General features: G+C 73.6%; 11 protein-coding genes and 1 pseudogene. 10 read left to right on the forward strand and 2 right to left on the reverse strand.

Features of this window, described 5'->3' with window-relative positions:
• The coding region (locus FNH09_RS39695; protein ID WP_152894732.1) for an MBL fold metallo-hydrolase at positions 1 to 346 on the reverse strand (346 nt) is incomplete at its 3' end.
• Positions 347 to 512: 166 nt separating this feature from the next.
• Here FNH09_RS39695 and hrcA point away from each other — a divergent pair.
• From hrcA to FNH09_RS39745, 10 genes are all read left to right on the forward strand, one after another.
• Positions 513 to 1,529 carry a heat-inducible transcriptional repressor HrcA gene (gene hrcA, locus FNH09_RS39700; RefSeq protein ID WP_152894733.1) on the forward strand — a complete coding sequence of 339 codons (1,017 nt, stop codon included), beginning with the start codon at positions 513 to 515 and terminating at the stop codon, positions 1,527 to 1,529.
• Positions 1,530 to 2,669, forward strand: coding sequence for a molecular chaperone DnaJ (dnaJ, locus tag FNH09_RS39705; RefSeq protein ID WP_162469791.1), 1,140 nt, complete (start codon positions 1,530 to 1,532; stop codon positions 2,667 to 2,669).
• Positions 2,670 to 2,858: 189 nt separating this feature from the next.
• A complete protein-coding gene (locus FNH09_RS39710) occupies positions 2,859 to 3,935 on the forward strand; it encodes a nitronate monooxygenase (RefSeq protein ID WP_152894734.1) in 1,077 nt (358 codons plus the stop codon).
• Positions 3,932 to 4,672 carry a 16S rRNA (uracil(1498)-N(3))-methyltransferase gene (locus tag FNH09_RS39715; RefSeq protein WP_152894735.1) on the forward strand — a complete coding sequence of 247 codons (741 nt, stop codon included), beginning with the start codon at positions 3,932 to 3,934 and terminating at the stop codon, positions 4,670 to 4,672. Before FNH09_RS39710 ends, FNH09_RS39715 begins: the two co-directional genes overlap by 4 nt.
• 16 nt (positions 4,673 to 4,688) lie before the next feature.
• Positions 4,689 to 5,081: a VOC family protein gene (locus FNH09_RS39720; protein WP_162469792.1), complete on the forward strand. Its 393-nt coding sequence runs from the start codon at positions 4,689 to 4,691 to the stop codon at positions 5,079 to 5,081.
• Between the two features lie 130 nt (positions 5,082 to 5,211).
• The gene (locus FNH09_RS39725; RefSeq protein WP_152894736.1) at positions 5,212 to 5,757 is read left to right on the forward strand and encodes a hypothetical protein; all 546 of its coding nucleotides are present in this window, start codon (positions 5,212 to 5,214) and stop codon (positions 5,755 to 5,757) included.
• Between the two features lie 45 nt (positions 5,758 to 5,802).
• Complete coding sequence (locus FNH09_RS39730) at positions 5,803 to 9,048, forward strand: S41 family peptidase (protein WP_162469794.1); 3,246 nt, start codon at positions 5,803 to 5,805, stop codon at positions 9,046 to 9,048.
• Positions 9,049 to 9,104: 56 nt separating this feature from the next.
• On the forward strand, positions 9,105 to 9,458 hold the full coding sequence (locus tag FNH09_RS39735; RefSeq protein ID WP_152894737.1) for a histidine triad nucleotide-binding protein: 354 nt from the start codon (positions 9,105 to 9,107) through the stop codon (positions 9,456 to 9,458).
• Positions 9,459 to 9,464: 6 nt separating this feature from the next.
• Positions 9,465 to 10,370 (forward strand): ribonuclease Z, encoded by a 906-nt coding sequence (locus FNH09_RS39740; protein ID WP_162469795.1) that lies wholly within the window; start codon positions 9,465 to 9,467, stop codon positions 10,368 to 10,370.
• A gap of 20 nt (positions 10,371 to 10,390) precedes the next feature.
• Positions 10,391 to 11,383 carry an adenosine deaminase gene (locus FNH09_RS39745; RefSeq protein ID WP_152894738.1) on the forward strand — a complete coding sequence of 331 codons (993 nt, stop codon included), beginning with the start codon at positions 10,391 to 10,393 and terminating at the stop codon, positions 11,381 to 11,383.
• 40 nt (positions 11,384 to 11,423) lie between these two features.
• Here FNH09_RS39745 and FNH09_RS47330 read toward each other — a convergent pair.
• Positions 11,424 to 11,867: pseudogene (locus tag FNH09_RS47330) on the reverse strand (MFS transporter); the annotation flags it as partial.

Raw genomic sequence — 11,867 nt, forward strand, 5'->3', positions numbered from 1 at the left:
GCGCGTTCCCGTGCGCGTTCCCGCCCCCGGTCCCCGGGGCGGGCGCGCCGGGCGAGGCGCCTTCCCCCGCCGCCACCAGCACGGTCGCGCCCGCGAACGCCGCCGCCCCGAAGACGTGGTCGAAGTGGGGGTGGGTGAGGGCGACAAGGCGCACCCGGCGGCCGGCGATCGCCTCCGCCTGCCCGCGCAGCAGGGCCCCCTCGGCGAGGCTCGACCCGGCGTCGACCAGCAGCGCGGATCCTGTCCCTGTGATCAGGCCCACCGTGCAGTCCCACACCGGCAGCCGGCACCGCCCGACCCCCTCGGCCAGCCGCTCCCACCCCAGCTCTTCCCAAGTCACCGTCATACCGCGACGCTAGGCCCTGGAAGCCGGCCCGGCACGACGTCGCAGGCCCAGCCTTGCCCGGGGTGTACCCCACGGCCGTACACTGACTCGGGGACCGTTGGCACTCGCGCGCGCAGAGTGCCAGGCGGCGGACATCAGGGGACGACAGTCTGGAGGTGAGCGCGAGATGCTGAGCGAACGCAGGCTTCAGGTGCTGCGCGCCATCGTCCAGGACTATGTCGGCACCGAGGAGCCGGTGGGCTCCAAGGCGCTCACCGAGCGGCACAACCTCGGCGTGTCCCCGGCGACGGTCCGCAACGACATGGCCGCCCTGGAGGACGAGGGATTCATCGCCCAGCCGCACACCAGCGCGGGGCGGATCCCCACCGACAAGGGCTACCGGCTGTTCGTCGACAAGCTCGCGGGCGTCAAACCGATGACGGCACCCGAGCGGCGCGCGATCCAGAGCTTCCTCGACGGGGCTGTGGACCTCGACGACGTGGTGGCCCGTACCGTACGGCTGCTCGCGCAGCTGACCCGGCAGGTCGCCGTCGTGCAGTACCCGTCGCTGACCCGGTCGACCGTGCGGCACGTGGAGCTGCTGGCGCTGGCGCCCGCGCGGGTGATGCTGGTGCTGATCACGGACACCGGCCGGGTCGAGCAGCGCGTGGTCGACTGCGCGGCGCCGTTCGGCGAGACCGCCCTGGCGGATCTGCGGGCCCGGCTGAACAGCCGGGTCGCGGGCCGCCGGTTCGCGGACGTGCCGCGGCTCGTGGAGGATCTGCCGGACGCGTTCGAGGCGGACGACCGCGGCACGGTCTCGACGGTGCTCTCCACCCTGCTGGAGACGCTCGTCGAGGAGAACGAGGAGCGGCTGATGATCGGCGGCACCGCCAATCTGACCCGCTTCGGACATGACTTCCCTCTCACGATCCGCCCGGTGCTGGAGGCGCTGGAGGAGCACGTCGTGCTTCTCAAGTTGCTTGGTGAGGCTGGTGATTCGGGCATGACGGTGCGGATCGGTCATGAGAACGCCTATGAGGGACTCAACTCCACTTCGGTGGTCTCGGTCGGCTACGGTTCGGGCAACGAGGCGGTCGCCAAGCTCGGCGTGGTCGGACCGACTCGCATGGATTACCCGGGAACGATGGGAGCGGTACGCGCAGTGGCACGGTACGTCGGACAGATCCTGGCGGAGTCCTGAGTGGCCACGGACTACTACGCCGTTCTCGGCGTGCGCCGCGACGCGTCGCAGGAAGAGATCAAGAAGGCCTTCCGGCGGCTCGCGCGCGAGCTGCATCCGGATGTGAACCCCGATCCGAAGACCCAGGAGCGGTTCAAGGAGATCAACGCCGCCTACGAGGTGTTGTCGGACCCGCAGAAGAAGCAGGTCTACGACCTCGGCGGCGACCCGCTCTCCCAGTCCGGCGGTGCCGGTGCGGCGGGCGGCTTCGGGGCGGGCGGCTTCGGCAACTTCTCCGACATCATGGACGCGTTCTTCGGCACGGCGTCGCAGCGCGGACCGCGCTCGCGCACCCGCCGGGGCCAGGACGCCATGATCCGGCTGGAGATCGAGCTGGACGAGGCGGCCTTCGGCACCACGAAGGACATCCAGGTCGACACGGCGATCGTCTGCACCACCTGCAACGGTGAGGGCGCGGCGCCGGGCACGACCCCCCAGACCTGTGACATGTGCCGCGGCCGCGGTGAGGTCTCGCAGGTCACGCGGTCCTTCCTCGGTCAGGTCATGACGTCCCGGCCCTGCCCCCAGTGCCAGGGCTTCGGAACCGTCGTGCCCAACCCGTGCCACGAGTGCGCGGGCGACGGCCGGGTGCGCTCCCGCCGGACCCTGACGGTGAAGATCCCGGCCGGTGTCGACAACGGCACGCGGATCCAGCTGGCCGGCGAGGGCGAGGTCGGCCCCGGTGGCGGTCCCGCCGGTGACCTCTACGTCGAGATCCACGAGCTGCCGCACTCCACCTTCCAGCGGCGCGGCGACGACCTGCACTGCACGGTCACGATCCCGATGACGGCGGCGGCCCTCGGCACGAAGGTGCCGCTGGAGACGCTGGACGGCATGGAGGAGGTCGACATCCGGCCCGGCACCCAGTCCGGCCAGTCGATCCCGCTGCACGGCCGTGGCGTCACCCACCTGCGCGGCGGCGGCCGGGGCGACCTCATCGTGCATGTCGAGGTCCAGACCCCGAACAAGCTCGACCCCGAGCAGGAGCGCCTGCTGCGCGAGCTGGCCAAGCTGCGCGGCGAGGAGCGTCCGCAGGGGCAGTTCCAGCCGGGACAGCAGGGGCTGTTCTCACGGCTGAAGGACGCGTTCAACGGGCGCTGACCCGAGCGACCGGAGAGCCGGCCGAAGAACCGGCCGAAGACATGAAGGGCCCGGGGGCTGTCGCCCCCGGGCCCTTCGTCCGTACCGCACGGCCACTCCCGGTCGCGGCCCGTACCGCACCCGCGCTCCCGGCCGCGGCCCCGGACGGCCCGATTCGGACTTGTCCTGGGGACGTGACAACATGCCGACATGTCCTCCGCACTGACCGATCTCTGCGTGCATCCGATCGTGCAGGCCCCCATGGCGGGCGGTGTCTCCGTGCCGAAGCTCGCCGCCGCCGTCTGCGAGGCGGGCGGTCTCGGCTTCCTGGCCGCCGGGTACAAGACGGCCGACGGCATGTACCAGGAGATCAAGCAGCTGCGGAGCCTGACGGCCCGCCCCTTCGGCGTGAACGTGTTCATGCCGCAGCCGGAGTATGCGGAGACCGGCGCCGTCGAGGTGTACGCGCATCAGCTGGCCGGTGAGGCCGCCTGGTACGGCGTGGAGCTCGGCGACCCGGACAGCGGGCGCGACGACGGCTACGAGGCCAAGCTCGCGGTGCTGCTGGAGAACCCGGTGCCCGCGGTGTCGTTCCACTTCGGGGTGCCGGGCCGGGACACGCTGGACGCCCTGCGCCGGGCCGGCACCCGCACGATGGTCACCGCGACCACCGTCGAGGAGGCCCTCGCCGTGGAGCGGGCGGGCGCCGACATGGTGATCGTGCAGGGCGTGGAGGCGGGCGGACACCAGGGCACCCACCGCGACGTCCAGGAGAACGACGGCTGCGGCATCGGACTGCTCGCCCTGCTCGCGCAGGTCCGCGAGAGCGTGAACCTGCCGATGGTGGCCGCCGGCGGCATCATGCGCGGCAGCCAGATCGCCGCCGTGCTGGCGGCCGGCGCGGTCGCGGCCCAGCTCGGCACGGCCTTCCTGGCCACCGCCGAGTCCGGCGCGCACACCGTGCACAAGCAGGCGCTCACCGATCCGCTGTTCGTCCGCACGGAGCTGACCCGCGCGTTCTCCGGCCGGCCGGCCCGCGGCCTGGTCAACCGCTTCCTGCGCGAGCACGGGCCGTACGCGCCCGCCGCCTATCCCGAGGTCCACCACCTCACCGCGCCGCTGCGCAAGGCCGCCGCCCAGGCCGCCGACGCGCAGGGCATGGGGCTGTGGGCGGGCCAGGGCCACCGGATGGCCCGCGAGCTGCCCGCCGGGCGGCTCGTCGAGGTGCTGTGCGCCGAACTGGACGCGGCCCGGGCCGCCTTGTCGCTGGGTGGTGAGGTCCGATGACCGCTCCGGTCTTCGTCGTCGAGGACGTCCGCGCCGACGGCGCCGGACAGTACGTCCTCGACGGCCCCGAGGGACGCCACGCGGTGTCCGTGAAGCGGCTGCGGGCGGGCGAGACGGTCGTCCTCACCGACGGCGCCGGACGCTGGGCCGAGGGCGAGGTGGCCGCCGCCGAGGGCAAGGACCGGCTGGTCGTCGACGTGCGCGAGGTGCACGAGGAGCCGGCGCCCACGCCCCGTATCACAGTCGTACAGGCACTGCCGAAGGGCGACCGGGGCGAGGTCGCCGTCGAGACCATGACCGAGGTCGGCGTCGACGCGATCGTGCCGTGGGCGGCCTCCCGCTGCATCACCCAGTGGAAGGGCGAGCGCGGACTGAAGGCGCTCGGCAAGTGGCGTGCCACCGCCCGCGAGGCCGGCAAGCAGTCCCGGCGGGTGTGGTTCCCCCAGGTCGCGGACGTGGCGACGACCCGGCAGCTCGGCGCGCTGCTGGCGGCCGCCGACTTCGCCGCCGTGCTCCACGAGAGCGGCGACGCGCCGCTGGCCGCCGCCGAACTGCCCACCGAGGGCGAGATCGTGCTCGTCGTCGGCCCGGAAGGCGGGGTCTCCCCCGAGGAGTTGGCCCTGTTCGAGCAGGCGGGGGCGCGCCCCTACCGGCTCGGCCCCAGCGTGCTGCGCACCTCGACCGCCGGCACCGCGGCCGCGGCCCTGCTCCTCGGCCGCACCGGACGCTGGTCCTGACCACAGGGAGGACACCGTGGAACTCGCCCAGGTACGGCTGCTCGTCACCGACTTCGCCGCCTGCTACCGGTTCTACGCCGACGTCCTCGGCCTCAGACCGCAGTCGGGGGCGACGCGGGGACCGTACGAGAAATTCAGCCCCGCCGCCGGATCGGCGGGCATCGCCCTCCAGGACCGCGCGATGATGGCCGAGGTCCTCGGCGAACTCGGCGACCCGGCGACGGGTCACCGCTCGCTGGTGGTGCTGCGCGTCGACGATCTGGACGCCTACTGCGCGCGGATCACCGCCCGCGGCGCGACCCTGCTGCACGGCCCGGCCGAGATGACCGAGCGGATGCGGGTCGCCCACCTCAAGGACCCCGAGGGCAACGTGGTGGAGCTCCAGGAGTGGCTGTTGATGCGCGACTGACCCGGTTCCCGCGCGCTCCCCTCGCGCCCTGCGCGGTGACCCCGGTACGCCCCCTTCGCGGCCCCCGCGGGCCCCATCGTGACCGTATGAGGTCTACCGCCCCACGCCCGGGAGTGGCACGCTGCCGTCCATGGGGGCATTGAGGTGGATTTGGGACCGCCCGCGCGGGACGCGGGCGGTGGCCGTGGCGTGGTGTGCGGTGGTCGTCGGCGCGGGTGCCGTGGCGTGCGATCCGGGCGGGCTGAGTTCCGCCTCGGTGGCGTACACCACCGACCAGACCGCGACGAAGGAACTCCAGCGGCAGCGGGTGGACGTGCGCTGGCTCACCTGCACGGCCTCGTTCGGCGACAGGGCGGCCACGGCGAGCGCGAGTACGGTCGCCACCGTCGACTGCCAGGGCAGGACGGACGACGGCCGGGACATCACCGTCACCGGGAAGGTCACCCGGGCCGTGGACGGCGCCTGTGTGCGCGGCGACCTGACCGCCAAGGTGGGCGGCAAGGTGCGGTTCCACGTGAGCGGCCTCGGCGACTGCAACGCCACCCCCTCGCCCGTCGGCGGGAGTTCCGGCGGTGGTTCCGGCGGACAGCGGGGCGGCCCGACCGCCACGGTGACCGTCACCAGGACCGTCTGGTGTGTGGACGATCCGCGGTGCCGGCCCGTCGAGGGCAAGTGAACGTCCCTCTGTTCCCGCGCGCCCCTCGCTGCATAGGGTGACCGCGTGACCCAGCCTGCTGCCTCCGCCCCCACGTCGGCGTACCTTCGATTCCCGCACCTGCACGGCGAGTTGGTGGCCTTCACGGCCGAGGACGACGTATGGGTCGCGCCCCTGGACGGCGGGCGGGCCTGGCGGGTCAGCGCCGACAACATGCCCGTGACCATGCCGCGCATCTCGCCCGACGGCACCACCGTCGCCTGGACCTCCACCCGTGACGGCGCCCCCGAGGTGCACATCGCCCCGGTCGACGGCGGCCCCACCGAACGGCTGACGTACTGGGGCAGCGCGACGACCAGGGTGCGCGGCTGGACCCCGGACGGCCACGTCCTCGCCCTCACCACCCAGGGGCAGGCCAGCCTGCGCCGCAGCTGGGCGCGCGCCGTCCCGCTGGACGGCGGACCGGCCGCCGTGCTGCCGTACGGGCCCGTCGGGGACGTGGCGTACGGGCCGCACACCGTGCTGCTGTCCGCGCCGATGGGCCGCGAGGCCGCCTGGTGGAAGCGCTACCGCGGCGGCACGGCGGGCAAGTTGTGGATCGACCGCGGCGGCGACGGCGAATTCGAGCGGCTGCACGAGGAGCTGGACGGCAACCTGGAGTTCCCGGTGTGGGTGGGGGAGCGGCTGGCGTTCCTCTCCGACCACGAGGGCACCGGCGCGCTGTACTCCTCCCTCGCCGACGGCTCCGACCTGCGCCGGCACACTCCCCTCGGCGGCTTCTACGCCCGGCACGCGGCGAGCGACGGCCGCCGGGTCGTGTACGCCTCGGCCGGTGAACTCTGGCTGCTCGACGACCTCGACGGGGCCGAGCCGCGCCGCCTCGACGTCCGCCTCGGCGGGCAGCGCACCGACCGGCGGCCGTACCCGGTGAACGCCGGCCGCTGGTTCGGCTCCGCCTCCCCCGACCACACCGGGCGCGGCAGCGCGGTCGCCGTGCGCGGCGCCGTGCACTGGGTCACCCACCGGGCGGGACCGGCCCGCGCGCTGGCCGCCCGGCCCGGGGTGCGCGCCCGGCTGCCGCGCACCTTCCGCGCGGAGGGCGAGGAGTGGGTGGTGTGGGTCACCGACGCCGAGGGCGACGACGCCCTGGAGTTCGCGCCCTCGACCGGCCTCGCCCCCGGTGCCACCCCGCGCCGGATCGCCGCCGGACGGCTCGGCCGGGTGCTGGACCTGGCGATGGCGCCCGACGGCAGCCGGGCCGCCGTCGCCGCGCACGACGGACGGCTGCTGCTCGTCGAGCGGGAGTCCGGCGAGGTGCGCGAGGTCGACCGCAGCGAGCACGGCGACGTGGACGGCCTCGCCTTCTCGCCGGACTCCGCCTGGCTCGCCTGGTCGCACCCCGGCCCGAGCCCGCTGGCCCAGCTCAGACTCGCCAACACCACCGACCTGTCGGTCACCGAGGCGACCCCGCTGCGCTTCCAGGACTACGCGCCCGCGTTCACCCTCGACGGCAGGCACCTGGCCTTCCTGTCGACCCGCTCCTTCGATCCGGTCTACGACGAGCACGTCTTCGACCTCTCGTTCGTCGAGAGCACCCGCCCGCACCTGATCACGCTGGCCGCGACCACCCCGTCACCGTTCGGGCCGCAGCGCCACGGGCGCCCCTTCGAGGCCCCCGACAAGGACGAGACGCCCGACGGCGAGGGCGCCCCGGCGACCCGGATCGACCTCGAAGGACTCGCCGACCGCATCGTGCCCTTCCCGGTCGAGGCCGCCCGCTACTCCACCCTGCGGGCCGTCAAGGACGGGGTGCTGTGGCTGCGCCACCCGGTGCGCGGGGTCCTCGGCGCCTCCCGCGCCACCCCCGACGACCCCGACCCCAAGACCGAGCTGGAGCGCTACGACCTGGACCGGCAGCGCATCGAGCACCTGGCCGCCGACGCCGACGGCTTCGAGGTCACCGGCGACGGCAAGCGGCTGCTGCTGTGGACCGACGGCCGGCTGAAGGTCGTCCCCAGCGACCGGCGCGCCTCGGGCGACGACGACGGCGACTCCCACACCACCGTCGACCTCACCCGGGTACGGCAGAGCGTCGACCCGGCGGCCGAGTGGCGGCAGATGTACGAGGAGACCGGCCGCATCATGCGGGACAACTTCTGGCGGGCCGACCTGGGCGGGACCGACTGGACGGGTGTCCTGGACCGCTACCGTCCGGTGCTGGACCGGGTGGCCACCCATGACGACCTGGTCGACCTGCTGTGGGAGGTGCAGGGCGAACTCGGCACTTCGCACGCGTACGTCGTCGCGCCCGGGGGCCGCGGCGGCGGCGCCCGCCAGGGCCTGCTCGGCGCCGACCTCTCCCGGCACCCGGACGGCAGCTGGCGCGTCGACCGGGTGCTGCCCTCGGAGACCTCCGACCCCGACGCCCGCTCCCCGCTGGCCGCCCCGGGCGTCGCGGTGCGCGCGGGGGACGCGCTCGTCGCGGTGGCCGGACACCCGGTGGACCCGGTGACCGGCCCCGGCCCGCTCCTGGTGGGCACGGCAGGCAAGCCGGTGGAGCTGACGGTCTCCCCGGCCGACGGCGGCGACCTGCGGCACGCGGTCGTCGTACCGACCGCCGACGAGGAGCCGCTGCGCTACCACGCCTGGGTCGCCGACCGACGGGCGTACGTGCACGAGCTGTCCGGCGGCCGGCTCGGCTATCTGCACGTCCCCGACATGCAGGCGCCCGGCTGGGCGCAGATCCACCGCGACCTGCGGGTGGAGGTGGGCCGCGAGGGCCTGGTCGTGGACATCCGGGAGAACCGGGGCGGCCACACCTCCCAGCTGGTCGTGGAGAAACTGGCGCGGCGGATCGTCGGCTGGAACCTGCCCAGGGGCATGCGGCCGTTCAGCTATCCGCGTGACGCGCCCCGCGGACCCGTCGTCGCCGTCGCCAACGAGTTCTCCGGCTCCGACGGCGACATCGTCAACGCGGCGATCAAGGCGCTGGGCATCGGACCGGTGGTCGGCACCCGCACCTGGGGCGGTGTCGTCGGTATCGACAGCCGCTACCGCCTGGTCGACGAGACCCTGATCACCCAGCCCAAGTACGCGTTCTGGCTGGAGGGTTACGGGTGGGGCGTGGAGAACCACGGGGTGGACCCCGACGTCGAGGCGGTGCAGCGCCCGCAGGACCACGCGGCCGGGCGGGACGTCCAGCTCGCCGAGGCCGTACGGATCGCGCTGGAGGCGCTGGAGACGACACCCGCCAGGACCCCGCCGGACCTCCCGGATCTCCCGGACCGCTCCGGCGGCCCGGACGTCGGGTGACCCTCCGGCTCGCTACGATGCCTGCTACGAGACCGACCTCGCGAGGAGGCACACGCATGGCAGGGGAGCCGCAGGACGACTGCCTGTTCTGCAAGATCGTGGCGGGCCACGTCCCGGCGACGATCGTCCGTGAGACCGAGACGACCGTCGCGTTCCGGGACATCAACCCCCAGGCGCCCACGCACGTTCTGGTGATCCCCAAGGCGCACTACGCGAACGCCGCCGAGCTCGCCGCGGCCGACCCCGCGCTCACCGCGGACGTGCTGCGCGAGACGGAGACGGTCGCGGACGAGGACAAGCTGGAGAGCTACCGGATCGTCTTCAACACCGGCGTCGGCGCTGGCCAGACCGTCTTCCACGCCCATGCGCACGTCCTGGGCGGGCGCGGTATGCACTGGCCCCCCGGGTAGACAGCCGTGTCCGTACGCGAACTGGTGGTCCTCGGCACCGCCAGCCAGGTGCCCACCCGGCACCGCAACCACAACGGCTATCTGCTGCGCTGGGACGGCGAGGGTCTGCTCTTCGACCCCGGCGAGGGCACCCAGCGCCAGATGCTGCGGGCCGGGGTCGCCGCCCACGACCTGAACCGGATCTGTGTCACCCACTTCCACGGGGACCACAGTCTGGGTCTGGCCGGGGTGATCCAGCGCATCAACCTCGACCGGGTGCCGCACGAGATCACCGCGCACTACCCGCAATCCGGCCGGCACTTCTTCGAACGTATGCGCTACGCCACCGCCTACCGGGAGACCGTCGACCTCACGGAGGTCCCCGTCGCCGGGGACGGCACGCTTGCGGTGACGGACGCGTACCGGCTGGAGGCACGTCGGCTCTCCCACCCCGTGGAGTCCTTCGGCTACCGGCTCGTGGAGCCCGACGGCCGCCGGATGCTGCCCGAACGGCTGGCCGCCCACGGCATCAAGGGCCCGGACGTGGGCCGGATCCAGCGGGACGGCGCGATCGGCGGCGTCCTGCTGGAGGACGTCAGCGAGGTGCGGCGCGGGCAGCGGTTCGCGTTCGTCATGGACACCCGGCTCTGCGACGGCGTGCACGCGCTGGCCCAGGACTGCGACCTGCTCGTCATCGAGTCCACCTTCCTCGACGAGGACGAGGACCTCGCCGTGGAGCACGGCCATCTGACGGCGGGCCAGGCGGCCCGGGTGGCCCGGGACGCGGGCGTACGGCACCTGGTGCTCACCCACTTCAGCCAGCGCTACACGGAACCGGACGAGTTCGAGCGGCAGGCACGGGCCGCCGGCTTCGCGGGGGAACTGAGCGTGGCGCACGATCTGCTCCGAGTGCCGGTTCCGAAGCGCAGATAAAACCGCCGTACGATGCTTTGATGCCCCTCCCCAAAGCTGAACTGCACCTGCATATCGAAGGCACCCTGGAGCCCGAGCTGGCGTTCGCGCTCGCCGCGCGCAACGGGGTCACGCTGCCGTACGCCGACACGGAAGAGCTCCGCGAGGCGTACCGGTTCGACGATCTCCAGTCCTTCCTGAACCTGTACTACGAGCTCATGGCGGTGCTGCGCACCGAGCGGGACTTCGAGGACCTCGCGAACGCCTACCTCGCCCGCGCCGCCGCGCAGGGCGTGCGGCACGCGGAGATCTTCTTCGACCCGCAGGCCCACCTCGCCCGGGGAGTGGCGATGGGTACGGTCGTCGAGGGGCTGTGGCGGGCCCTCGGCCGCAGCGAGGACAACCACGGCGTCTCCACCCGGCTGATCCTGTGCTTCCTGCGCGACGAGTCGGCCGAGTCGGCGATGGAGACCCTGGACGCGGCGAAGCCGTACCTCGACCGGATCACCGGCGTCGGCCTGGACTCCGCCGAGGTCGGCCACCCGCCGGTGAAGTTCCGCGAGGTGTACGAGGCGGCCGCCGCCCTGGGACTGCGCCGCGTGGCGCACGCCGGCGAGGAGGGGCCGCCGCAGTACGTCACCGAGGCCCTGGACGTGCTCGGCGTCGAGCGCGTCGACCACGGACTGCGCTGCATGGAGGACGCGGACCTGGTCGAGCGGCTGGTGCGCGAGCGCATCCCGCTGACCCTGTGCCCGCTGTCCAACGTCCGGCTGCGCACGGTGGACGTCCTGGCGGACCACCCGCTGCCCGCCATGCTGGACGCCGGTCTGCTGTGCACGGTCAACTCCGACGACCCCGCCTACTTCGGCGGCTACGTCGGCGACAACTTCGACGCGGCGGCCTCCGCCCTCGGCCTGGGCGAGGACCGGCTGCGCGAGCTGGCCCGCAACTCCTTCCTCGCCTCCTTCCTGGAGGACGACGAGGAGCTGCGTTCGCGCTACCTCGCCGAGGTGGAGGCGTACGAGTTCCCGTAGGCCCTGTCCGGCCGTTCCCGCCCGCCTCGCGAGGGGGCGTTCAGCCGACCGTCTCGAAGGCGCTGCGGGCGGGGACGGGCGGGGCGGCGTCCGGCGTCGCCGCGACGATGTGCACGCCGCCGCCGCGCCGCCGGATCGCGTCCGGCAGCAGCGGGCGCCCGGCGGCGCGCAGCGCCACGGCCGTCATGGGCACGGCGACGACCAGCAGCGCGGCGGCGAGCACCGCGCCCATGACGGGGAACCCGGTTCGCGCCGACAGCAGGCTCCCGGTCAGCGGTCCCGCCGCCGTGCCGAGCGAGGCGGCGGATCCGACGAGCACCGCCCAGCGGCCGCACGGGGCGAGCGAGGCGGCGAGCCCGATGACGTACGACATCACCACCGGGTAGACCATGTTCCAGGCGATCTCGCCGATCGCGAAGGTCGTCGGGCGGGTCGCGGACGCGCTGAGCGCGACACAGCCGGCGATCAGCGCGGTACCCGCCCC

Source organism: Streptomyces adustus, assembly GCF_009377175.1.
Taxonomy (GTDB): Bacteria; Actinomycetota; Actinomycetes; order Streptomycetales; family Streptomycetaceae; genus Streptomyces; species Streptomyces adustus.